This is a genomic window from Stutzerimonas stutzeri, from assembly GCF_002890895.1.
GTDB lineage: Bacteria > Pseudomonadota > Gammaproteobacteria > Pseudomonadales > Pseudomonadaceae > Stutzerimonas > Stutzerimonas stutzeri_AB.
In genome coordinates, this window is record NZ_POUL01000006.1 from 208,321 (window position 1) to 231,209 (window position 22,889).

The window sequence follows — 22,889 nt, forward strand, 5'->3', positions numbered from 1 at the left end:
CATTCGAGGTGCGTATGCCCAGCCGCCTAAAACCCGAAGACCAGGAGCGCGTTGACCACTATCTCAGCGCACCTCAGCACCAAGTCGAGCGCCGGCCCTTCCGCCCCTGGCTGCTCCTTGTGCTGGTCCTGGTAACGGTGCTCGGCTTGGGCCTGCTGAGCCGCCTCCTGAGTCGCCTGGTCCTGTGACTAACATGGTCACCACCAAGGCGCCAAACCGAATCCCGCAAAGCCTTATGAGTTCATTCCATGACACATCGCATCGTAATCGTCGGCGGCGGCGCCGGCGGCCTGGAGCTTGCCACCCGCCTGGGTAGAACCTTGGGCAAGCGTGGCAAGGCCCGCATTACATTGATTGACGCCAACCTGACCCACATCTGGAAACCTTTGCTGCATGAAGTGGCCGCAGGCTCGCTGAATTCGTCGGCTGACGAGCTCAACTATGTGGCGCAGGCAAAGTGGAACCATTTCGAATTCCAGATGGGCCGCATGAGCGGCCTGGAGCGTGAGCGCAAATGCGTTCACCTTGCCGCCTCATTCGACGACCACGGCGTTGAACTGGTGCCGGCTCGCACACTGAGCTACGACACGCTTGTAATCGCAGTTGGCAGCACGACCAACGACTTCGGCACCAAGGGCGCCGCCGAGCATTGCATCTTTCTCGACACTCGAGAACAAGCGGAGCGCTTTCACCGCCTACTGCTGAGCCACTACATGCGCGCCCACGCCAGCGAAGGCCACCAGGGCACCATCAACATGGCTATCGTCGGCGCTGGCGCAACTGGCGTCGAGCTTGCCGCCGAGCTTCACCACGCCGCGCGTGAGCTCGCCGCCTACGGACTGAATGGCATCAAACCTGAAAACGTCCACATCACGCTTATTGAGGCAGGGCCGCGGGTGCTGCCCGCGTTGCCGGAACGGATCAGCCAGCCAGTGCACCAGACGCTGAGAGACCTGGGCGTCATCGTACTGACTGACGCCGCAGTGAGTGAAGTGACCGATGAAGGGCTGCACACCAAAGATGGCCACTTCGTCCCAGCCATATTAAAAGTCTGGGCAGCAGGCATCAGGGCGCCAAGCTTTCTGAAAGAGATAGACGGGCTGGAAAGTAACAGGATCAACCAGCTGCAAGTACTTCCTACCCTGCAGACCACTCGCGACGAGAACATCTTCGCCTTCGGCGATTGCGCTGCATGTCCGCAACCGGACAGTGACCGCAACGTACCCCCACGAGCGCAGGCGGCGCACCAGCAAGCGTCACTGCTCGCCAAATCGATCGCCCGGCGGCTTGAGGGCAAGGACCTGCCCACCTACCGCTATCGCGATTACGGCTCGCTGATCTCGCTCTCGAGCTTCTCTGCCGTAGGCAACCTGATGGGCAATCTCACCGGCAACGTGATGCTGGAAGGCTGGCTGGCACGGATGTTCTATGTGTCCCTGTATCGGATGCACCAGATCGCACTGTACGGCGTCGCTCGTACCGGCCTGATGATGATCGGAGACAAACTCAGCACCAGCACAGTGCCGCGCCTCAAGTTGCATTAACTTCCACAGACAGTGCCAGCGCCAACTGATCATGAGAGGCACTGGCACTGAGAACAGATTTTTAGCGAGACGAGCGGAACAAACGCACATAAACTTCAATGCAAAAAAAACCGGGAGACCCTTTCGGATCTCCCGGTTTCTTACGCCCCTCGCGAGGCGGTTTTGGTGGGTCGTGTGGGATTCGAACCTACGACCAATTGGTTAAAAGCCAACTGCTCTACCAACTGAGCTAACGACCCAAAAATGGTCGGGGTAGGGGGATTCGAACTCCCGACATCCTGCTCCCAAAGCAGGCGCGCTACCGGACTGCGCTATACCCCGATTGGATTTTGGCTCCGCGACCAGGACTCGAACCTGGGACCCAATGATTAACAGTCATTTGCTCTACCGACTGAGCTATCGCGGAACTTCATTTCCAGCTCTTCAGGTGGTCCGCGTTACCGCTTGCTTTCCCCCCTCAGAGGCGCGCCATTTTACGGTTCTCGGCGCGGCTGTCAACAGAAAAAATGCGATTTACTACAATGATTTGCACGATGCGGTGGCACTACCCCGCTCCGCTGGTATTGGAACTGCCGGCACCGCTCGAAAGAACGGCGCCAGCGCCCCTCAAATCAGCCGAAGACGATCTCGTCACCCTCCACCTTCGCTGAGATGCTTGTACCGGGCTCGAAGGCGCCAGACAGTATCTGCTGCGCCAGCGGATTCTCGATCCAGCGCTGAATGGCTCGCTTCAATGGCCGCGCGCCGTAGACCGGGTCGTAACCCACTGCGACCAGCTTATCCATCGCCTCGTCACTCAGCTCCAGACTCAGCTCCCGCTCGGCCAGTCGTTGCCGCAGGCGGCTCAGCTGGATGCGAGCGATGCCAGCAATCTGATCGCGAGCCAGCGGATCGAAAACCACCACCTCGTCGATCCGGTTGATGAACTCCGGCCGGAAGTGATGACTTACAGCGTCCATGACAGCAGCACGCTGCGCATCAGGATCGCCGACCAACTCCTGGATCTGAGTGGATCCAAGATTTGAGGTCATGACGATCACAGTATTGCGGAAATCCACGGTTCGCCCATGGCTGTCGGTCAGACGACCATCTTCCAGAACCTGCAGCAGAATATTGAAGACATCAGGATGCGCCTTCTCGACCTCATCAAGCAGAACCACCGAATAGGGTTTACGGCGCACGGCCTCGGTCAGATAGCCACCTTCTTCATAACCTACATAGCCCGGTGGGGCTCCGATCAGGCGCGCAACCGAGTGCTTCTCCATGAACTCCGACATATCGATGCGGATCATCGCCTCTTCGGTGTCGAAGAGGAACTCGGCCAAGGCCTTGCACAGCTCAGTCTTGCCTACCCCGGTAGGGCCAAGGAACAGGAAGGAACCGCTGGGGCGATTCGGGTCGGCCAACCCGGCCCGCGAGCGGCGAACCGCATTGGCCACCGATACAACCGCCTCGTGCTGCCCAATCACGCGCTGATGCAGCAGGTCTTCCATCTTCAGCAGCTTCTCGCGCTCGCCTTCGAGCATTTTCGACACAGGGATGCCCGTCCACTTCGAGACGACTTCGGCGATCTCCTCATCAGTTACCTTGTTACGCAGCAGCTGGTTCTCGGTCTTGCCATGCTGGTCGACCATCTGCAGGCTGCGCTCGAGGTCGGGGATGATGCCGTATTGCAGCTCGGCCATACGCGCCAGGTCGCCCTTACGCCGCGCAGCCTCCAGATCGGCCTTGGCCTGCTCGATCTTCTGCTGCATCTGGGCGGAGCCTTGCACTTCAGCCTTTTCCGCCTTCCAGATCTCTTCGAGGTCGGCATATTCACGTTCCAGCTTGACGATTTCCTCGTCGAGCTTGGCCAGACGCTTCTTGGTGGCCTCGTCGTCCTCGTTCTTCAATGCTTCGCGCTCGATCTTCAGCTGGATCAGGCGCCGGTCAAGACGATCGAGCTCCTCCGGCTTGGAATCGATTTCCATGCGGATGCGACTGCCCGCCTCATCGATCAGGTCGATGGCCTTGTCTGGCAGCTGCCGATCCGTGATGTAGCGGTGCGATAGTTTTGCCGCCGCAATGATCGCGCCATCGGTGATAGACACGCCATGGTGCACCTCGTAGCGCTCTTTCAAGCCACGCAGGATAGCGATGGTGTCCTCCTCGCTCGGCTCATCGACCTGCACACGCTGAAAGCGACGCTCCAACGCAGCATCCTTCTCAATGTACTGGCGGTACTCATCAAGAGTGGTTGCCCCAACGCAATGCAACTCTCCGCGCGCGAGCGCAGGCTTGAGCATGTTGCCGGCATCCATCGCGCCTTCCGCCTTGCCGGCACCAACCATGGTGTGCAGCTCGTCGATAAATAGAATGACGCGGCCTTCCTGTTTGCCGAGTTCATTCAGGACTGCCTTCAGCCGCTCTTCGAACTCGCCGCGGAATTTGGCCCCTGCAATAAGTGAGCCCATGTCCAGCGCGAGCAAACGCTTGTCCTTGAGGCCATCCGGCACCTCGCCATTGACGATGCGCTGCGCCAAGCCCTCAACGATGGCGGTCTTACCCACGCCTGGCTCGCCGATCAGCACCGGGTTGTTCTTGGTGCGCCGCTGCAGCACCTGAATTGTCCGGCGAATTTCATCATCGCGGCCGATCACCGGGTCGAGCTTGCCGTCCTCGGCGCGCTTGGTCATGTCCACGGTGTACTTGTCCAATGCTTGCCGTGACTCTTCAGCATTCGGGTCGTTGACAGCGTCGCCGCCCCGCAGGTTGCTGATCGCGTTTTCCAGAGCCTTTTTGCTGACGCCCTGCTCGAGCAATAGCTTGCCCAGCCGGGTGCTGCCTTCCAGAGCAGCAAGCAACACCAGCTCGCTGGAGATGTATTGGTCACCCTTCTGCTGCGCAAGGCGGTCGGCCTGGTTTAACAGGCGCGCCAAGTCCTGAGACATATTCATGTCACCGGTCGGATTTTGCAGTTTCGGCAGCTGATCGAGCTCTTTGGTCAATGCCTGGCGCAAACCATTGATGTCAAAACCCACCTGCATCAGCAGTGGCTTGATCGAACCGCCCTGCTGCTCGAGCAGCGCCTGCATCAGATGCAAGGGCTCAATGGACGAGTGGTCGAAGCCAACAGCAATGGATTGGGCATCAGAAAGCGCAAGTTGAAGCTTGCTGGTCAAACGATCGATACGCATGGAATCACCTTTCTAGGTAAAGCAGGCCGTGCAATGAAACGCACTCCGAACGAAAGCCTGCGAGATGAACCTTAGATAAGGCTGATTGTTGGAGATTCAAGCCGCACGACCTTGACGCAGGTCAGCCCCATGGCGTAAAGCGAGTCAAGGGTGAAATGCCAGGAACAGGTGAACGGCCGCTCAGTCCAGCCAGATCAGGCTGGCGAAGCGCCCTGTACGGGCGGCTCGGCGATAGGAGTAGAAACGAGCATCGCTGACAGTACAGAAACCACCGCCATATACCGCTGTAACGCCGCAAGCCGCCAGGCGGATTCGGGCGAGCTGGTAGATATCCGCCATGAAGCGATCCGCGCGATGGCTGGGCACAAAGGCTTCGGAACATTCAGGATAGCCAGCGATGAACGCATCGCGTACCTCGCCGCCAACCTCGAACGCCGTGGGCCCTATCGCCGGACCGAGCCAGGCAATCAAATGTGACCCTGGAACCGCCATAGCCGCCACGGTGGCTTCCAGCACGCCTGAAGCCAGACCGCGCCACCCCGCGTGCGCAGCCGCAACACGTGCGCCGTCGACGTCGCAGAGCAATACCGGTAGGCAATCCGCGGTCAGCACCGCACAGGCGACCCCCGCCTCGCCCGTCCAGCTGGCATCGGCAGTCGGACAACTGCGCGGGTCCGCCTCAACGGCGATACTTGAATGGATCTGGCTCATCCAGGCCGGCTCGCAGCCGAGCAGCTGCTGCAAGTGCTGTCGATTCGCCGACACCCGGTCGGGCGCATCGCCAACATGATCCCCCAGGTTGAAGCCATCAAACGGAGCCTGGCTCAAGCCGCCGCGGCGCGTGGTGACGCAAGCCCTTACACGCGGAGGCACCGGCCAGTCGGGACGGATCCAGCCCTCTGGCCAATCCGTCATCCGCTAAACGCCTCGCGATCCTGCTGCAAGAGTGTCAGTAGCCAGACAAAGTCGTCCGGCAATGGCGATTCCCATTTCAGCCGCTCGCCGCTGACTGGATGGTTCAATTCGAGAAAGCGCGCATGCAATGCCTGCCGCGGAAAATCTTTCAGCGTTTGCACCATGGTCGGGTTAGCGGCTGGTGGGATACGAAAACGCCCGCTATAAAGCGGATCACCCACCAGTGGATAGCCAATGTGTGTCATATGCACACGGATCTGGTGGGTTCGCCCGGTTTCGAGCTTGACCCGGACATGCGTGTGCGACCGGAAGCGCTCGAGCACCCGATAGTGACTCACGGCAGGCTTGCCGCCCTCCACCACCGCCATGCGCTGACGCTGCTGGCCATGACGCCCAATGGCGGCATTGACGGTGCCGCCAGTAATGATCACGCCGATAACGATGGCCTCGTAGATGCGGCTGACGCTGCGCGCCTGCAGCTGCTCGACAAGTCGCGTCTGGGCCTGCAGGGTCTTCGCCACCACCATCAATCCGGTGGTGTCCTTGTCCAAGCGATGCACGATGCCGGCACGCGGCACGTTGATCAAATCCGGGACATGATGCAGCAAGGCGTTGAGCAAGGTGCCATCGGCATGCCCTGCGGCAGGATGCACCACTAACCCGGACGGCTTGTTCAGTACCAGAATGTGCTCGTCTTCGAAAACGATATCCAGCGGAATGTCCTGAGCCACCCACTCGCCCTGGGCCTGCTGCTCGGCAGAAAGCTCCAGGATGGCACCCGCATGCACAGTGTCGCGGGGGCGCAAGACAGCGCCGTCGACCGTGAGCTGTCCCTCCTTGATCCAGGCCGCAAGACGCGAACGGGAATGCTCGGAGAACAGCTGTGCCGCGACTTGATCAAGGCGCTGCCCGCCGAGGTCGAATGGCACCTCGGCGCGAAGATGAATGGCCTGGGTGGTGATCGTGGACATAATTAAGGGCGCTTCAATAGTTGGAGAGGCAACCGTGCGGTTTGGCCGGTTGCGACAGGCGATGAGCCGGGACATGAGAAAGGGGGATGTGACCTTGTCGGCAGGCAGGACGCCTACGGGCAGATCCTAAGCCTGAGCAGCCCCTCGACAGCGACACGGGTGCAGCCTTTGGTTTCAACAACACGCTTGTGTTTAAATACCGCGTCTTTGTCCCGGCCAGCCGGGGCGCCCATCATAACAGGACGGCTCAGCGCAAGACAGCCAGCCGTCACAGGGACGCAAGCCGCCATGCAAGTGAAACACCTGCTGCTGATCGCCATTTTCGCCCTTACCGCTGCCTGTTCGTCCAACGAAACCATCAGTGAGAACCTCGGCGAAGCGGAACTGTACCGGCAGGCACAAGCCGACCTGGACAATAAGAGCTTCACCAGCGCGATCAACAAGCTGAAGGCACTGGAATCCCGCTATCCGTTCGGCCGCTTCGCCGAACAGGCGCAGCTTGAGCTGATCTACGCTTATTACCGCAACACCGAGCCGGAAGCCGCTCGCTCCTCGGCCGAACGGTTCATCCGCCTGCATCCGCAGCATCCGAGCGTGGACTATGCCTACTACCTGAAGGGTCTGGCTTCCTTCGACCAGGACCGCGGACTGCTGGCGCGTTTCCTGCCGCTGGACATGACCAAACGTGACCCCGGCGCTGCACGTGATTCCTTCAACGAATTCGCCCAGCTGACCACACGCTTTCCAAACAGCCGTTACTCCCCGGATGCCAAGGCACGGATGGTTTACCTGCGTAACCTGCTGGCCGCGAACGAAATCCATGTTGCTGACTATTACCTGCGTCGCCAGGCCTACGTAGCGGCCGCCAACCGTGGTCGCTATGTTGTAGAAAACTTCCAGGGTACGCCCGCGGTCGGCGATGGTTTGGCCGTCATGACTGAAGCCTATCAGCGCCTTGGTCTCGAGGAGCTCGCTGGCACTAGCCTCGAAACGCTCAAACTCAACTACCCGCAACACCTCAGCCTGGGAGACGGTGAATTCGTGCCAAGCCAGGATGAGGCCGACAACCGCAGCTGGTTGTCCCGCGCCACACTCGGCTTGATCGACACTGAAAACAAAGCCCCTGACCGCTCGCAATCCAACCGCGACGTGGTGCGTCAGTATGAGAATGCCGCCCAGGATCTGCCGGATGAACTGCGCCCGGTGTTGAGGGAAGCGGAAACCGAAGCCGCAAAAGAAGAGCAAGGCGAAGACCGCTCCTGGTGGAGCTATATGACCTTCGGCCTGTTCGACTGAGTTCCCAACCGCAGCCTGCCAGAACGGCAGGCCCGCACGGCTTAGCCAGGAAGTAGAGATATGGGCCTGTTTCGACTGTTGTTCTGGATCATCCTGATCGCGGCGGCGTTATGGCTCTGGCGCCGTCTGACCAGCAAGCCCACAGCCTCCGATAAACCGCAAGAGACCACGGTCATGACCGTCCGCTGTGTTCAGTGCGGCGTACACCTGCCACGTGAGCAAGCACTGCAGAGTCATGACCGGTGGTATTGCAGCCAGGCGCATCTGGAACAGGACAACAAGTCGGGTGGGAACTGAACGCCTGACGTTTTTCGGTTACACGGGCCGACGAATCCTTCGGCTCTACCATCTCTATCGCGTCGTAATCGGCTTGGTGCTGGTTCTGCTCATCAGCAGCGACCTGCACAACGACCTGATGCGCATGACCAACCTGACGGCGTTCTACTACGGCGCCTGGCTCTATCTGATTCTCAACATTTTTGCCGCCGTGCTGCTGCAGAACCCGAAGCGGGAACTGCCGGTACTGGCGCTCGCGCTGGTGGACGTCACCCTGCTGGCCGCGCTGTTCTACTTCGCCGGCGGTACGCCAAGTGGTATCGGTAACCTGCTGATCGTAGCGGTAGCTATTGCCAATATCTTGCTGCACGGCCGCGTCGGCTTTTTCATCGCGGCAGTCGCCGCCACCGGACTCATCTACCTGACGTTCTACCTCAGCCTAAGCGACAGCGCGGCGAGCAGTCAGTATGTACAGGCCGCCGCACTTGGCACGCTGTGCTTCGCTGCCGCGTTGCTGGTGCAGGGCCTGACTAGACGACTTCAGGATAGCGAAACCCTTGCCCGCCAGCGCGCCGAAGAGGTCGCCAACCTTGAAGCCTTGAATGCCCAGATTCTGCAGCGCATGCGCACTGGCATCCTCGTCCTCGATGCACAGGAGCGCGTGCTGCTTGCCAATCAGGGAGCCCTCGAGCTGCTCGGACAAGAGGCCCTGACGGGCGAACGGCTAGGGCCTCGTTGCCCGGAGGTCATTCGAGGCCTGCAACGCTGGCGAGACAACCCCACTCTGCGGCCGAGTAACTTCAAGGCCACGCCCGACGGCGCGACCCTGCAGCCGAGCTTCGCCACGCTCCAGCATGGCGTGAAGCAGGACACGCTGGTTTTTCTCGAAGACATTTCTCAGATCGCACAAAAGGCCCAGCAGCTCAAACTCGCGTCGCTTGGCAGACTGACCGCCAGCATTGCTCACGAAATTCGCAACCCGCTTGGTGCTATCAGTCATGCGGCGCAGTTGCTGCAGGAGTCGGAGGTGCTAGACGCTGCAGATCTGCGCCTTACGCAGATCATTCAGGATCATTCGCGGCGCATGAATCTGGTCATTGAAAATGTGCTGCAGCTGTCGCGCCGGCGCCAGGCCGAACCCCAGCTGCTGGATCTGAAATACTGGGTGCATAGATTTGCCAGCGAGTTTCGCCAGACGCTGCCGCCTCAGCAAATTGTCCACGTGGAGACTCAGGGCAGCTCGCTGCAGACCCGAATGGACCCGAACCAGTTGATTCAAGTACTGACCAACCTGGTGCAGAACGGCCTGCGCTACAGTGGACAGAAGCACGACCAAGCACAGGTGTGGCTGAAAGTCTTCCGGGACGAGGCCAGTGATCTGCCCGTGCTGGAAGTGCTCGACGATGGTGCAGGTGTGCCGACCGAGCAGGTACAGAACATCTTCGAGCCGTTCTTCACCACAGAAAACAAGGGCACGGGCCTTGGGCTGTATATCTCCCGAGAGCTCTGCGAAAGCAATCAGGCACGGTTGGATTACCGTGAGCGAGACGAGGGCGGCAGCTGCTTTCGCATTGTCTTTGCGCACCCACGCAAGCTGAGCTGAGGCCTGCTTAAGACGCAACGGATCACACATCGGCCATGCGGCGGTACAAGGCAGGCCCTGTGGCGTTAACATTGGGCATCCCGCTTCTTCTTTTCAAAGACCGAGACCATGACCGCCCGCCAGAAAGCGCTGATCATCGATGACGAACCCGATATCCGTGAACTCCTGGAGATCACCCTCGGACGTATGAAGCTGGACACCCGCAGCGCCCGCAACCTCAAGGAGGCCCGCGAGTGCCTGGCACGCGAGCACTACGACCTCTGCCTTACCGATATGCGCCTGCCGGACGGATGCGGTTTGGAGCTGGTGCAATTCATTCAGCAGCAGTATCCACAACTGCCGGTGGCCATGATTACCGCCTATGGCAGTCTTGACACTGCCATTGGCGCGCTCAAGGCCGGCGCTTTTGATTTCCTGACCAAACCGGTGGACCTCGGCCGTCTCCGCGAACTGGTCAATACGGCACTTCGGCTGCGCACACCGAACCCCAATGAGCTGACAGTCGACAGTCGCCTGCTTGGCGCTTCGCCGCCAATGAACCGGTTGCGCAAGCAGATCGGCAAACTGGCGCGCAGCCAGGCACCTGTCTATATCAGCGGCGAGTCGGGCAGCGGCAAGGAGCTGGTTGCGCGGCTGATTCACGAACAAGGGCCGCGACATGAACAACCCTTCGTTCCAGTCAACTGCGGGGCGATCCCGTCAGAGCTGATGGAGAGCGAGTTCTTCGGGCACAAGAAGGGCAGTTTCACCGGCGCGATGGAAGACAAACCGGGCCTGTTCCAGGCAGCCAATGGCGGCACATTGTTTCTCGACGAAGTCGCCGATCTGCCGCTTCCGATGCAGGTGAAACTGCTGCGCGCCATCCAGGAAAAGGCCGTGCGCGCGGTTGGCGGAGCTAAGGAAGTCGTGGTCGATGTGCGGATTCTGTGCGCCACCCACAAGGACCTAGCCAGCGAAGTCGCCGCGGGCCGCTTTCGTCAGGACCTTTATTATCGGCTGAATGTCATCGAGTTGCGCGTGCCGCCCCTGCGCGAACGCCGCGAGGATATCGCCCAGCTGGCTGAAGTGATGCTTCGCCGGCTCGCTCAGGAATACGGAGAGACGCCGGCCAGACTGCAACCCGACGCACTGGCAAAGCTGCAGAGTTATCGATTTCCCGGCAACGTACGTGAGCTGGAAAACATGCTCGAACGCGCTTACACGCTCTGTGAAGGCGAGGAGATCAAACCCAGCGACCTGCGCCTGTCCGACGCTCCGGGCATGCCCGAAAATGGCGAAGCAAGTCTGGCCCAGATCGACAATCTCGAAGACCATCTCGAAGAGGTCGAACGCAAGCTGATCATGCAGGCGCTGGAAGAAACCCGTTGGAACCGCACAGCGGCAGCCCAACGGCTGGGGCTGTCCTTCCGCTCCATGCGCTATCGGCTGAAGAAATTGGGACTGGATTGAGCACCCAGACCGCGACCCCGCAGGGTCGCGGAGCGCCCGTTATCCTTGTGACAGCAGGTTACGCAGGTCGATGACCGCCGCGTTCGCGCGCGAAATATAATTCGCCATCACCAGAGAGTGGTTGGCCAAGACCCCGTAGCCGCTACCGTTGAGCACCATTGGGCTCCACAGCGGTTCCTGCGCAGCTTCCAGCTCGCGGATGATCTGCCTTACGCTAATCGCCGCGTTCTTTTTCGCCAATACGTCGGCAAAGTCCACTTCAATAGCGCGCAGCAGGTGCGACAAGGCCCATGCCTGCCCTCGCGCCTCATAAAACACGTTATCGATCTGCATCCAGGACGTCTCGACGCGCTCTTCTTCAACCACCTGACTTACGCCTTCGCGCTCAAGCTCCGTCGCCAGCTGTCCGTCCAGGCGCACGCGACCGACGCTGGCCGACAGGCGCTGGGACAAAGACCCCAGTCGAGTACCGACATCTCCAAGCCAGTTATTCAGGTTGTCAGCGCGCGAATAGAACTGAGCTTTGGATGCCGGATCGCTCAAGCGTGCCAGGTAGCGATTCAGGTAACGGATCCCGTTACGGTATTCCGATTCACTCGCCGGCAGTGCCCAGCTGCGATTGTCGAAATTGAACAGCGGTTCGGCTTTGGACAGATCAGGGTCTTCCGTCGACTGGGATTGCGAGCGCGCAAAGTCCTTGCGCAGAGCGCGACTGAGGTCGCGGACCTGAACCAGCACGCCATATTCCCAGCTTGGCATGTTGTCCAGCCACAGGCCGGGCGGGGCAATGTCATTAGTCAGATAGCCGCCGGGCTTGTCGAGCAAGGTGCCAGCTACCTGCTTAAGGGTTTCGACCGTGGTGTAGCCGTTAACGATCTGCTGCTGCGAGGCCTCAGCGGCTTGCCGCACATTCTGCTGTACCGGGAATCGGTCAGGTTCGGAGCTCCAGTACCAGCCGACCAAAAGCGCCACGAGCAAGTACAGCCCGATCAGAACGGCAAGCCCCAGCAGTAGCGGATTGCGAGTCGCCCCATCCGCTCTGGCTGAACTTCCCGAAAAGCCGAGGCGGCCGAAGCGATTCTTCCAATCCAACATGGGCGTCTGTCCTTCTCTTCATAAATTCAAAGATTCGATCGCCGGTCACGCGGAGCGTGCGGCATGTGAACCACTATAACGCAGCCGGTCGAAAGCAAGCCTCATAATGAGAACCAGACCGCCTATGCGGCATCTTTGCAAACGACGGATAGGTGGTAGCATTGAGCCACCACAGTGGCCTCTGAGAGCACTGCCGCAGCGGGCCAGGGAACCGGACATGTCGGACCAGGAAGAACTTAAACAGCACTTCGCACAACGGGTCATTCATCAGGCTCGGGAGGTGCTCGAAGTCTGGCAACAACTGCAACGCAGCGAATGGAATGACGGTTGCCGGTCGGCGCTGGCAGATGCCAACAAGCGGTTGAGGAAATTCGCCGAGCGCTTCGAACAAACCGAACATCGGCTGCTCGCGCTTGGCATCGAAGATTGCCTGAGCGACATCAGCGACAATCGCGGGCGGTTGTCGAGCGACACCATCGCCACACTCAGCCAACTGGTCTACCGTCTCGCACGTACCGGTTTGCGCCACGGCGATCCGCGCGGGCAGTCCGCCTACGTACCGCCATTGAGCAAACCGGTCTACATTGCGCTGGAAGACCATCAACGCGCCCAGCACGTGGTTCGCCAGCTCGAATTCTTCAGCATGAATGCGCAGGCCTTCGGCAGTGATAGCGAATTCCGCGCAGCGATGCATGAACGGCACCCGGCTGCGATCGTCATGGATGTCGATTTCAATGGTCCCGGCGAGGGTCTTCGGCTTGCCGAGCGCATCCAGCAAGGGCTGGAAGAAAAGCTGCCACTGATTTTCTTCAGCCACCGGGAAACCGACACACCTATGCGACTGGCGGCCGTGCGCGCCGGTGGGCTGGAATTCTTTACCGGCACCATTGATGCCTCATGCCTGCTGGAAAAGATCGAGATTTTCACCCGCACCGCCCACTCCGAACCTTTCCGCGTTCTGATCATTGACGATTCGCGGGCCCAGGCGACCCACACCGAAAGAGTCTTGAACAATGCCGGGATCATCACCCAGACGCTCAACGAGCCGATCCAGGCGATCAACTACCTGGCTGAATTCCAACCGGATCTGATCATCCTCGACATGTACATGCCCGAATGCATGGGTACTGAGTTGGCCAAAGTGATCCGGCAGCATGAACGCTACGTCAGCGTGCCGATCATTTACCTCTCGGCCGAGGACGACCTCGACAAGCAGCTCGACGCCATGAACGAAGGCGGCGATGACTTTCTGACCAAACCGATCAAACCTAGCCACCTGATCGCGACCGTGCGAACCCGCGCCGAGCGAGCCCGCAGCTTGAAAGCCAGAATCGTCCGGGACAGCTTGACCGGTTTGTATAACCATACGCACAGCCTGCAATTACTCGAAGACGCCAGCTCACGTGCCCGCCGCGACGGGCAACCGCTGTGCTTCGCGATGATCGATATCGACCATTTCAAGAAGGTCAACGACACCTTTGGCCACCCAATGGGGGACCGGGTGATCAAAAGCCTCGCGCTGTTTCTCAAGCAACGCCTGCGCAAGACCGACCATATCGGTCGCTACGGCGGTGAAGAATTCGCGGTGGTGATGCCCGACACCACTGTGCACAACGCAGCCAAGGTCCTGGACGAGATCCGCGAACGCTTTTCCGAGATTCGCTACCCAGCACAGCCCGCAGACTTGTCGTGCACCTTCAGCTGCGGCATTGCCGAGCTCACACCAGACGCAGATACCAAATTGCTCACACAGCAAGCCGACGAAGCGCTTTACACTGCCAAGCACGCTGGCCGAAACCGGGTGGAGTGGTTCCAGCCGTCATAGAACCGACATCAAATAGCCATATCTTCTAGCCTCCAGAACCTCCGGAGGCCAGGATGCGCCTGAAGTCGCTTACCACGCTGAACACCCTGCTGCTCATCGCCATTTGCTTTGCGTTAGGCGCAACGCTCTGGTGGTCAGAGCATGCGCTGGAACGTCCGTACCAGCTGATGGGGCAGTACCTGAGCCTTTCCCAGCGCTTTCAGCACCAGGTCGCCAACAACATTCAGGATTACCTGAGCAGCGGCGACGCATTGCGACACAACACCGCGCTGACTGAGCTGAAGGGGCTAGCAGAAGACGTCAGCGCCCTACCCGGCCCGTTCGCCAATCGGCTGCAGCCAAGCCTCGAACAGCTGCGCCAGTTCACTGCTACCGAGCTCCTCGCTGCAGGCAAGCTGGCCGGCGATCCCCAAGGCCTGCTACTGCAGGCCGAGCGTGAGATAGCGGGCACGCTGGAGCAACTGCATCGCTATGCCGCGCAAGATCAGCATGAAGCCGCAGCCCAGTATCAACCCCCGTTGTTCGAAGCCAGCCGGCAGCTGCTTCGCCTCAGCCACGCGCGCGCCAGGCTGACCGCCAGCGGCAACGACGAATTGGTCGTCGAGGTGGAGCAAGCACTACAAGCGCTAGCGCAGGAAGCTCAAGCGCTCGATGCACTGCCACTACTCGGGGTGGCGAGCGAACAAAAATCCGGTGCGAGCGCATTCGCAGCGCTACTTGATCTTGACGAGCAAGCCCAGGCGCAACTCGCAGAAGACATGGGCATCGCTCTCAAGCGCGACCTGTCCAGTCTCCTCGCCCGATATCCGGGTGAGCTGAAACGCACCCGCGAGCTGATCGTGCAACGCCTGAAACTTCGGGACAGCACCGAGCAGAAAATAGCCTCCCTACAGACGGCATTGGACGATCTTGAGCCGGAGATCCGCAGTGAACATGGACGAATCCAGACAGAAGTTCGGCTCATTCAGGGCACCATCATCGGCATAATCCTGCTGGTCGCGCTCGCCATCGACCGTCTACAGCGGCAGCTGACTCGCTCGCTGGGCCAGCTCGCGCCAGCGCTCTCGGCCTGGGCAGCTGGGGATTTTGAAAAACCAGTCGCCCTGCACTCCAAGACCCCGGAACTGGTGGAAATTGGCGCATCGCTGAATCAGTTACGCACCTATCTGCTCACGCTTGTCGGCACGCTGCGCCAGCAGGCGCAGGCGGTGACCGGCAACAGTCGTAGCCTGGCAGAAATGAGCAACGACCTGCACCGCGGCGCCAGCCGCCAGAGCAGCGACACCGCGCAGATCCGGGACGCGCTGGGAGAGCTGGAAGCCACCATCCAGGATGTTGCTAGCAGCGCAGACCAGACGGCCGAAGCCGGGCGCGCCGCCGGCCAGGCCGTCACCCAGGGCCAGAAGGTGATCGGCAGAAGCCTGAGCGGACTGCACGGGCTGGTCAGTGAGGTCCAGAACAATGCCTTGGCGATTGAACGCCTGGCGGACGAAACCGGGACCATCGGCAAGGTACTGACCGTCATCCGCTCAATCGCGGAGCAGACTAACCTGCTTGCGCTCAATGCAGCGATCGAGGCCGCGAGAGCTGGGGAACAGGGCCGAGGGTTTGCCGTCGTGGCAGACGAAGTGCGTACCCTGGCGCAGCGCACCAGCGGCGCTACCGAGGAAATTCAACTGCTGATCGGTAGCTTGCAGACGGCTGCGCATCAATCGCTCCAGGCCATGCGCATGCAGGTCAGTCACGCCGAAGAAACGGCTGAACTGGCCGAGACAGCGGATTCGGCGCTAAACCAGATCGTGACCACCATCGGCTCAATTGAACAGATGGCCGCACAGATCGCGCTGGCCACCGCACAGCAGAGCGAAGCGGTCAGTGAAATCCGCGGCCACAGCGAGCGCATCCACCAGCTGGGCGACAGCAACCTGACACATATCAGCCGGGGCCGAGAGCAGAGCGAACAAATGCTGCAGCTGGCCAGCGAGCTAGACCAGGCGACACTAGCGTTCAAAGGCTGAAAGCAGGTGCCTCAGGCAGGCGCCTGCTTCGATCAGCGAGGGACAGCCGGACGCTGGGATGGCTTCCGGCTCTTTCCGCCAGGCTTACCGCCACCGGCCGCTGCCTTACGCCGCGCTTCAGCTGCCGCCTTGGCCTCCTCACGCTTGTCCCACGCGTTGCCGTCGTGGCTACGCGGAGGCAAGCCGTTGTGCTGGGTGAGAATTTTTCCACCCTGCCCGGCCTTCTTACTGCCCACCGGCGTTGAATTCTTGCGACGGGCGCTCTGATAGCCTTCGGTCGCGGGCTGGTGCGTCGGAATCAGCTGATTTTTGCCATTGCCTATCAGGTCGGCTCGACCCATTCGCTGCAGGGCTTCGCGCAGCATCGGCCAGCCCTTCGGGTCGTGATAACGCAGAAAGGCCTTGTGAAGACGACGCTGCTCCTCGCTTTTGACAATGGGCACGCCTTCACTCTTGTAGGTAACCTTGCGCAGCGGGTTTTTGCCGCTGTGGTACATCGCCGTGGCGCTCGCCATGGGTGACGGGTAGAACGCCTGAACCTGATCAGCGCGAAAACCATTGGTTTTCAGCCACAGCGCGAGGTTCATCATGTCCTCGTCGGTGGTGCCAGGGTGCGCCGCGATGAAGTACGGAATCAGGTATTGCTCCTTGCCCGCCTCCTTCGAATACTTGTCGAACATCCGCTTGAATTTGTCGTAGCTGCCGATACCCGGCTTCATCATCTTGTCCAGCGGACCGCGCTCGGTGTGCTCAGGCGCAATTTTCAGATAACCGCCAACGTGATGAGTAACCAGCTCCTTCACATACTCCGGCGACTCGACAGCCAGGTCGTAACGCAGCCCGGAGGCGATCAGAATCTTCTTAACGCCTGGCAAAGCCCGGGCCTTTCGATAGAGCTCGATCAGCGAACTGTGGTCGGTGTTGAGGTTCTCGCAGATGCCCGGATAGACGCAGGACGGTTTGCGGCAATGCTGCTCGATTTCCGGACTTTTGCAGGCGATGCGGTACATGTTGGCCGTCGGCCCACCAAGGTCCGATACCACGCCGGTAAAGCCCGGCAGCTTTTTCATCTCTTCGATCTCGTGCAGGATCGACTCGTGCGAGCGGTTCTGAATGATCCGGCCTTCGTGCTCGGTGATGGAGCAGAAGGTACAGCCACCGAAGCACCCGCGCATGATGTTGACCGAGAAGCGAATCATGTCATAGGCGGGAATCTTCTCGCCGCCATAGGACGGATGCGGCACACGTGCGTACGGAGAGGCGAATACGTAGTCCATCTCCTCGGTTGTCAGCGGGATCGGAGGCGCGTTCAGCCAGATATCGTGATCGCCGTGTCGCTGCACCAGCGCGCGAGCGTTGCCTGGGTTGGTTTCCAAGTGCAGCACGCGGTTGGCATGAGCATATAGCGCCGGGTCGTTACGAACCTTCTCGAACGAGGGCAGACGGATCACGGTCCGATCGCGCTCGATCTTCGGGTTGGGAAGAAGCTGAACGACCTTGGCCTCGTTCGGGTCCTCAGTCGCACCTTTTTCCTGCTCGATGGCGCAGGCCTGCAAATCTTGAGTATTTACATAGGGGTTGATGATCTTGTCGACCTTGCCCGGACGATCGATACGGGTGGAGTCGATTTCGAACCAGCCCTCCGGGGCGTCACGGCGGATAAATGCTGTGCCGCGCACATCGGTGATCTGCTCGACCGCCTCACCGCGCGCGAGGCGTTGCGCCACTTCGACGATGGCACGCTCGGCGTTGCCATACAGCAGGATGTCAGCCGTGGCGTCCATCAGGATCGAGCGACGCACCTTGTCCTGCCAATAATCGTAGTGGGCAATGCGCCGCAACGATGCTTCGATGCCGCCAAGAACAACCGGGGTGTCGGTGTAGGCTTCCTTGCAGCGCTGGCTGTAGACCAGGCTCGCTCGATCCGGGCGCTTTCCGGCTTGCCCGCCCGGCGTGTAGGCGTCGTCCGATCGGACCTTGCGGTCAGCCGTGTAGCGATTGATCATCGAGTCCATGTTGCCGGCAGCGATGCCAAAAAACAGATTTGGCTGACCGAGCTTCATGAAGTCGTCTTTGCTCTGCCAATCCGGCTGGCTGATGATGCCAACGCGAAAGCCCTGGGCTTCCAGCAGCCGCCCAATGATCGCCATACCAAACGACGGATGGTCGACATAGGCATCACCGGTCACGATGATTACATCACACGAATCCCAGCCGAGCTGATCCATCTCCTGCCTGCTCATCGGCAGGAATGGCGCCGGACCGAAACACTCGGCCCAGTACTTGGGATAGTCGAACAGGGGCTTGGCTGCGTGCATGGCTAGAAACCGGGGCAACGAAAACGGGCGCGGAATATAGCACAAAAAATGATCAGGAAGGCCGACCACGATGGTCGGCTTTTACCGTCGCTGCACAGGCGAAACGGCGTTCAACCGTTGATATAACGCCGCGGTACGCGCTGGGTAACTTTGGTCAGCAATTCGTAGCCAATGGTGCCGCAGGCCTGTGCCAATTCGTCAATTGGAATCTCGTTGCCCCACAGCTCCACTGCATCCCCGAGCACCGCTTGCGGCAGATCGGTGATATCGACAGCGAGCATGTCCATTGAGACCCGACCAGCCAACGGAACTCGCCGGTCACAGATCACCACGCAAGTGCCGGCCGGCACCGTACGTGGATACCCATCGGCATAACCGCAGCTCACCGTGGCGATGCGCGAAGGACGCTGGGCGACCCAACTGGCGCCGTAGCCGACACTGTCGCCCACAGGAACCTCGCGGATTGCGATGATCGAGGCTGTCAGCGTCATCACCGGCTTCAGTCCCAGGGTTTCAGCGCTCAGCTCGGCGAAAGGCGTAGCACCGTAGAGCATGATTCCGGGACGTAGCCAATCCATGTGCGCAGCTGACATCGTCAGCACAGCGGCGGAATTGGCAAATGAGCGATTGTCGAATGCGAGATCCAGAAGACTGGTGAACTGCTCCAGCTGCGCTTCGTTCAGCGGATGCCCCCGCTCATCGGCGCAAGCAAAATGGCTCATAAGGTTCAGTTCGGCAACCTGCGGCGCGCCTTGCAGACGAGCATGGGCGCGGCGCAACGCATCGGCACTGAAGCCTAAGCGGTGCATGCCGGAGTCGAGCTTCAACCACAGATTCAAGGGCCGCTCGATAACTGCAGCTAGCAGCGCATCAAGTTGAGCTTCGCCTTGAACTGCAACGTCCAACCCAAGCTCGGCCGCGGCGACATACTCGCTCGGCTCGAAGCAGCCTTCGAGCAGTAACAGCCGTGCGTTCGCGTCGACCAACCGAACCTGCTCCGCCTCTTCCAGAGACGCCACCGCAAAGCCGTCAGCCAAGCCGAGCAAGCACGCGACCGCCGCTGCTGCACCGTGCCCATAGGCATTCGCCTTGACCACGGCAAAGGCTTTGCGCCCTGGAGCGCACTGCTTGGCTAGCTGATAGTTGTGACGAAGCGCGGCAAGATCGACCGTAGCAACCAGGGGACGCATGGAAAGCCCTTCAGGACAGGAGTGAGCCGTTATTGTCCGGCGCTTTCCGTCAGGCCCGCAAGCCGCTGGGCGTCGACGGGTTACTCATCGTCAAACTGATAACTGCCCGGCGCTAGGTTCTCGAAGCGAGAATACTTCCCGAGGAACGCCAGACGGGTAGTACCGATTGGACCATTACGTTGTTTGCCGATGATGATTTCTGCGACGCCCTTGTATTCCGTTTCGGGGTGATACACCTCGTCCCGGTAGACGAACATGATGATGTCGGCGTCCTGCTCGATGGCTCCGGACTCACGAAGGTCCGAGTTGATCGGACGCTTGTTGGGTCGCTGCTCAAGCGAGCGATTGAGCTGGGAGAGCGCGATCACCGGGCAATTGAATTCCTTGGCCAGACCTTTCAGCGAGCGCGAAATCTCGGAAATCTCATTGGTCCGGTTGTCGCCACTGGAACCGGGAATCTGCATCAACTGCAGGTAGTCGACCATGATCATGCCGATCTCGCCATGCTCGCGGGCCAGACGGCGTGTGCGGGCGCGCATTTCCGAAGGCGAGATACCAGCAGTATCGTCGATAAACAGTTTACGGTCGTTGAGCAGGTTGACCGCTGAGGTCAACCGCGGCCAGTCGTCGTCGCTGAGCTTACCGGTCCGCACCTTGGTCTGATCGATTCGGCCCAGGGAAGCCAGCATACGAATCACGATAGAGTCGGCGGGCATTTCCAGCGAGAATACCAGGATGGCCTTATCGGAGCGCAAGGCCGCGTTTTCCACCAGATTCATCGCGAAGGTGGTCTTGCCCATGGAAGGACGGCCGGCGACGATGATCAGGTCAGCGGGCTGCAGGCCGCTGGTCGCCTCATCCAGATCGGCAAAGCCAGTCGACAGCCCGGTAATGTCCTCACCCGCATTGAACAGCGAGTCGATCCGGTCGATGGCCTTGACCAGAATGTCATTGATCCCGATCGGCCCACCGGTATTGGGGCGCGCCTCGGCGATCTGGAAGATCATCCGCTCGGCTTCGTCGAGGATCTCGTCGCCTGTGCGCCCCTGCGGCGCATAAGCGCTGTCGGCAATGTCGTTGCTGATGCCGATCAGTTGGCGCAACGTTGCACGCTCACGAATGATCTGCGCGTAGGCTTTGATGTTTGCCACGGACGGTGTGTTCTTGGCGAGCTCACCCAGATAGGCCAGCCCACCGACCTGCGGCAGATGGCCTTCTTTATCCAGCTGCTCTGAGAGCGTCACTACGTCGAAGGGAGAGTTTCGCTCGGCAAGCGTGAAAATAGCGCGGAAGATCAGTCGGTGGTCATGGCGGTAAAAGTCACCGTCCGATACCTGATCCAACACGCGCTCCCACGCATTGTTGTCCAGCATCAAGCCGCCCAGCACGGCCTGCTCGGCCTCGATGGAATGTGGCGGCACCTTGAGCGCTGCGGTTTCCAGGTCGTACTGCTGGGGCACACTGATGTCGTTCATGGCACTCGGAATTCTTTGGCATTCAGAAAAACAAAGGGCACGTTCCACTCGCGTGGAAACGTGCCCGATGGTAACCGTCAGGCACCCGAGGTGCCAGACGATAGCCGCTGTTAGCCAGCGATGACGATCAGTTTGACGGTCGCTTCGACGTCGGTGTGCAGGTGCACAGCTACGTCGTACTCACCAACCTGGCGGATGGTGCCGTTCGGCAGACGGACTTCGCTCTTCGCCACTTCAACGCCGGAGGCGGTCAGTGCGTCGGCGATGTCGTGAGTGCCGATGGAGCCGAACAGCTTGCCCTCATCGCCCGCGGTAGCGGTGATGGTGACTTCCAGCTCGGCCAGCTGAGCGGCGCGAGTTTCGGCAGAAGCCTTACGCTCGGCAGCAGCTTTTTCCAGATCAGCACGGCGAGCTTCGAACTCGGCGATGTTGGCCGGAGTTGCAGCAGTAGCCTTGCGCTGCGGCAGCAGATAGTTGCGGCCGTAACCAGACTTGACGTTTACCTTGTCGCCCAGGTTGCCCAGGTTTGCGACTTTTTCTAGCAGGATGACTTCCATTTGAGTCTTACCTCTTTAACTTAACCTTCACCGTTCGCAGGTCCCGCATCGTCATCACGAGATGCCCGACCGCGAAAATCAAACAAGCTGTCGACAATGGCCATAACGGCCAGTAACGGATAAATCAACTGCATGAACAGCACCAGCGTGACGTAAAGCCCCACCAGCCAGAACCGTGACATCCGGTTCTTTGCCACCAACCCGTGTATCAGTGCGATACCGGCAAAGACCAGCGGAACACTGCACAACGGCGCCAGCATCGCCACCTGCACACCGAGACTTGGTCCCAGCAGCATGCCCATCAACAACACCATCGCAGGCAACGCTGAAAATCGCAGCGACCGAAACTCGAGGCCAAACCCACCCGGGTTGAACAACAAGGCCTGCCAGTACCGCCCGAGCATCAGACTGAGCAGCGTGGTGATCTGCAGTAGCCCCGCCAACAAACCGGTCAGAACCGGAGCCAGCAATGCTCCCAATCGGGCTTGCTCTTCCACCGAAAGCTGCTGATAGGCATCCGACAGCATGTCGGGTAGCACTTTCTGCAACTCGGTAGCGAGTGCCGCGATTGGCTCGCCGAAAACCATTCCCAGCGCCCAGGCGTACAACATCCCGAGCCCTACGCTGCACAACATCACACGAGACCAGGAGCTCTGGTTGCGCAACAGCAGCGCTAACCCGAACGATCCCAGCAGTACCAGCAAGGTCCGCGGATCACCGAAGTACCACCAGACCAGAGCGGGCAACAGAGCCCATGCCACTACGCCCAGTGCGTCGTTCAACCCGCGACGCAGCAACACCAGACTTCCCGCCGCAGCGGACAGCCAGAACAACATTGGCAGCGCTGCAGAGCCAGCCACCACAACAATTGCCTGCATACGGCCGCGCATGATGAACTCAGCCAGGGCGCGCATGCGATCTATCCTTTACGTCTGTCCAACAGTTCGATTAACGGCCGTGGCTGTCGGTGTAGGGCAGCAGGGCCAGGAAGCGGGCGCGCTTGATAGCGGTAGCCAGCTGGCGCTGATAACGTGCTTTGGTTCCGGTGATACGGCTAGGAACAATCTTGCCGGTTTCGGAAATGTAGGCCTTCAGCGTGTTGAGATCCTTGTAGTCGATCTCTTTCACGTTTTCTGCAGTGAAACGGCAGAACTTACGACGACGGAAAAAACGTGCCATGA

At 59.9% G+C, this 22,889-nt stretch carries 18 protein-coding genes and 3 tRNA genes; 8 read left to right on the top strand and 13 right to left on the bottom strand.

The features are described 5' to 3' along the window. Positions 1–14: 14 nt before the first annotated feature. Both CXK96_RS13570 and CXK96_RS13575 read left to right on the top strand, forming a co-directional pair. Complete coding sequence (locus CXK96_RS13570) at positions 15–188, top strand: DUF3094 family protein (RefSeq protein WP_102836977.1); 174 nt, start codon at positions 15–17, stop codon at positions 186–188. A gap of 60 nt (positions 189–248) precedes the next feature. Further along, entirely contained in the window at positions 249–1,544 is a 1,296-nt protein-coding gene (locus tag CXK96_RS13575; protein WP_102836978.1) for an NAD(P)/FAD-dependent oxidoreductase, read from the top strand. Positions 1,545–1,707: 163 nt separating this feature from the next. Here CXK96_RS13575 and CXK96_RS13580 read toward each other — a convergent pair. The 6 genes from CXK96_RS13580 to rluD all read right to left on the bottom strand — a co-directional run bounded on the left by CXK96_RS13580 (position 1,708) and on the right by rluD (position 6,606). After that, a tRNA-Lys gene (locus CXK96_RS13580) sits at positions 1,708–1,783 on the bottom strand. A gap of 5 nt (positions 1,784–1,788) precedes the next feature. Further along, a tRNA-Pro gene (locus CXK96_RS13585) sits at positions 1,789–1,865 on the bottom strand. 9 nt (positions 1,866–1,874) lie between these two features. Continuing rightward, positions 1,875–1,950, bottom strand: a tRNA-Asn gene (locus CXK96_RS13590). A 205-nt stretch (positions 1,951–2,155) separates the two neighbouring features. Beyond that, positions 2,156–4,720, bottom strand: coding sequence for an ATP-dependent chaperone ClpB (gene clpB, locus CXK96_RS13595; protein ID WP_102836979.1), 2,565 nt, complete (start codon positions 4,718–4,720; stop codon positions 2,156–2,158). Between the two features lie 180 nt (positions 4,721–4,900). After that, positions 4,901–5,635 (bottom strand): peptidoglycan editing factor PgeF, encoded by a 735-nt coding sequence (gene pgeF, locus CXK96_RS13600; protein WP_102836980.1) that lies wholly within the window; start codon positions 5,633–5,635, stop codon positions 4,901–4,903. Next, a complete protein-coding gene (gene rluD, locus CXK96_RS13605; RefSeq protein WP_102836981.1) occupies positions 5,632–6,606 on the bottom strand; it encodes a 23S rRNA pseudouridine(1911/1915/1917) synthase RluD in 975 nt (324 codons plus the stop codon). The genes pgeF and rluD overlap by 4 nt, the downstream gene beginning before the upstream one ends. A gap of 288 nt (positions 6,607–6,894) precedes the next feature. Between rluD and CXK96_RS13610 the strand changes: the two genes are divergently transcribed. The 4 genes from CXK96_RS13610 to CXK96_RS13625 all read left to right on the top strand — a co-directional run bounded on the left by CXK96_RS13610 (position 6,895) and on the right by CXK96_RS13625 (position 11,230). After that, entirely contained in the window at positions 6,895–7,902 is a 1,008-nt protein-coding gene (locus CXK96_RS13610) for an outer membrane protein assembly factor BamD (protein ID WP_102836982.1), read from the top strand. 60 nt (positions 7,903–7,962) lie between these two features. Next, complete coding sequence (locus CXK96_RS13615; protein ID WP_102836983.1) at positions 7,963–8,199, top strand: PP0621 family protein; 237 nt, start codon at positions 7,963–7,965, stop codon at positions 8,197–8,199. After that, the gene (locus CXK96_RS13620; RefSeq protein WP_102836984.1) at positions 8,189–9,781 is read left to right on the top strand and encodes a sensor histidine kinase; all 1,593 of its coding nucleotides are present in this window, start codon (positions 8,189–8,191) and stop codon (positions 9,779–9,781) included. Before CXK96_RS13615 ends, CXK96_RS13620 begins: the two co-directional genes overlap by 11 nt. 108 nt (positions 9,782–9,889) lie before the next feature. Continuing rightward, on the top strand, positions 9,890–11,230 hold the full coding sequence (locus CXK96_RS13625) for a sigma-54-dependent transcriptional regulator (protein ID WP_102836985.1): 1,341 nt from the start codon (positions 9,890–9,892) through the stop codon (positions 11,228–11,230). Positions 11,231–11,269: 39 nt separating this feature from the next. Here the strand turns inward: CXK96_RS13625 and CXK96_RS13630 are convergent, their stop codons facing one another. Further along, the gene (locus CXK96_RS13630) at positions 11,270–12,325 is read right to left on the bottom strand and encodes a DUF2333 family protein (RefSeq protein WP_102836986.1); all 1,056 of its coding nucleotides are present in this window, start codon (positions 12,323–12,325) and stop codon (positions 11,270–11,272) included. A 217-nt stretch (positions 12,326–12,542) separates the two neighbouring features. Here CXK96_RS13630 and CXK96_RS13635 point away from each other — a divergent pair, with 217 nt between their 5' ends. Both CXK96_RS13635 and CXK96_RS13640 read left to right on the top strand, forming a co-directional pair. After that, positions 12,543–14,150 carry a response regulator gene (locus CXK96_RS13635; protein WP_102836987.1) on the top strand — a complete coding sequence of 536 codons (1,608 nt, stop codon included), beginning with the start codon at positions 12,543–12,545 and terminating at the stop codon, positions 14,148–14,150. Positions 14,151–14,203: 53 nt separating this feature from the next. After that, on the top strand, positions 14,204–16,168 hold the full coding sequence (locus CXK96_RS13640; protein WP_102836988.1) for a methyl-accepting chemotaxis protein: 1,965 nt from the start codon (positions 14,204–14,206) through the stop codon (positions 16,166–16,168). A 32-nt stretch (positions 16,169–16,200) separates the two neighbouring features. On the opposite strand, the gene CXK96_RS13645 is transcribed toward CXK96_RS13640, so the two are convergent. The 6 genes from CXK96_RS13645 to rpsR all read right to left on the bottom strand — a co-directional run bounded on the left by CXK96_RS13645 (position 16,201) and on the right by rpsR (position 22,887). Beyond that, positions 16,201–18,486, bottom strand: a complete 2,286-nt coding sequence (locus CXK96_RS13645; protein ID WP_102836989.1) for a YgiQ family radical SAM protein — start codon at positions 18,484–18,486, stop codon at positions 16,201–16,203. A 110-nt stretch (positions 18,487–18,596) separates the two neighbouring features. Then, entirely contained in the window at positions 18,597–19,676 is a 1,080-nt protein-coding gene (gene alr / locus CXK96_RS13650; RefSeq protein WP_102836990.1) for an alanine racemase, read from the bottom strand. Positions 19,677–19,756: 80 nt separating this feature from the next. After that, positions 19,757–21,151 carry a replicative DNA helicase gene (gene dnaB / locus CXK96_RS13655; RefSeq protein WP_102836991.1) on the bottom strand — a complete coding sequence of 465 codons (1,395 nt, stop codon included), beginning with the start codon at positions 21,149–21,151 and terminating at the stop codon, positions 19,757–19,759. A gap of 110 nt (positions 21,152–21,261) precedes the next feature. Continuing rightward, positions 21,262–21,708: a 50S ribosomal protein L9 gene (rplI, locus tag CXK96_RS13660; RefSeq protein ID WP_102836992.1), complete on the bottom strand. Its 447-nt coding sequence runs from the start codon at positions 21,706–21,708 to the stop codon at positions 21,262–21,264. A 20-nt stretch (positions 21,709–21,728) separates the two neighbouring features. Further along, positions 21,729–22,622 carry a hypothetical protein gene (locus CXK96_RS13665; RefSeq protein WP_102836993.1) on the bottom strand — a complete coding sequence of 298 codons (894 nt, stop codon included), beginning with the start codon at positions 22,620–22,622 and terminating at the stop codon, positions 21,729–21,731. 34 nt (positions 22,623–22,656) lie between these two features. After that, positions 22,657–22,887, bottom strand: coding sequence for a 30S ribosomal protein S18 (rpsR, locus tag CXK96_RS13670; RefSeq protein ID WP_019340128.1), 231 nt, complete (start codon positions 22,885–22,887; stop codon positions 22,657–22,659). Positions 22,888–22,889 lie beyond the last annotated feature (2 nt).

Coding starts and splice junctions, on each gene's coding strand:
- CXK96_RS13645 (WP_102836989.1), bottom strand. CDS start 18,486: ATGCACGCAGCCAAGCCCCTGTTCGACTATCCCAAGTACTGGGCCGAG.
- clpB (WP_102836979.1), bottom strand. CDS start 4,720: ATGCGTATCGATCGTTTGACCAGCAAGCTTCAACTTGCGCTTTCTGAT.
- CXK96_RS13630 (WP_102836986.1), bottom strand. CDS start 12,325: ATGTTGGATTGGAAGAATCGCTTCGGCCGCCTCGGCTTTTCGGGAAGT.
- pgeF (WP_102836980.1), bottom strand. CDS start 5,635: ATGACGGATTGGCCAGAGGGCTGGATCCGTCCCGACTGGCCGGTGCCT.
- CXK96_RS13570 (WP_102836977.1), top strand. CDS start 15: ATGCCCAGCCGCCTAAAACCCGAAGACCAGGAGCGCGTTGACCACTAT.
- CXK96_RS13625 (WP_102836985.1), top strand. CDS start 9,890: ATGACCGCCCGCCAGAAAGCGCTGATCATCGATGACGAACCCGATATC.
- dnaB (WP_102836991.1), bottom strand. CDS start 21,151: ATGAACGACATCAGTGTGCCCCAGCAGTACGACCTGGAAACCGCAGCG.
- CXK96_RS13635 (WP_102836987.1), top strand. CDS start 12,543: ATGTCGGACCAGGAAGAACTTAAACAGCACTTCGCACAACGGGTCATT.
- rpsR (WP_019340128.1), bottom strand. CDS start 22,887: ATGGCACGTTTTTTCCGTCGTCGTAAGTTCTGCCGTTTCACTGCAGAA.
- CXK96_RS13640 (WP_102836988.1), top strand. CDS start 14,204: ATGCGCCTGAAGTCGCTTACCACGCTGAACACCCTGCTGCTCATCGCC.
- rplI (WP_102836992.1), bottom strand. CDS start 21,708: ATGGAAGTCATCCTGCTAGAAAAAGTCGCAAACCTGGGCAACCTGGGC.
- CXK96_RS13615 (WP_102836983.1), top strand. CDS start 7,963: ATGGGCCTGTTTCGACTGTTGTTCTGGATCATCCTGATCGCGGCGGCG.
- alr (WP_102836990.1), bottom strand. CDS start 19,676: ATGCGTCCCCTGGTTGCTACGGTCGATCTTGCCGCGCTTCGTCACAAC.
- CXK96_RS13610 (WP_102836982.1), top strand. CDS start 6,895: ATGCAAGTGAAACACCTGCTGCTGATCGCCATTTTCGCCCTTACCGCT.
- CXK96_RS13575 (WP_102836978.1), top strand. CDS start 249: ATGACACATCGCATCGTAATCGTCGGCGGCGGCGCCGGCGGCCTGGAG.
- CXK96_RS13665 (WP_102836993.1), bottom strand. CDS start 22,622: ATGCGCGCCCTGGCTGAGTTCATCATGCGCGGCCGTATGCAGGCAATT.
- rluD (WP_102836981.1), bottom strand. CDS start 6,606: ATGTCCACGATCACCACCCAGGCCATTCATCTTCGCGCCGAGGTGCCA.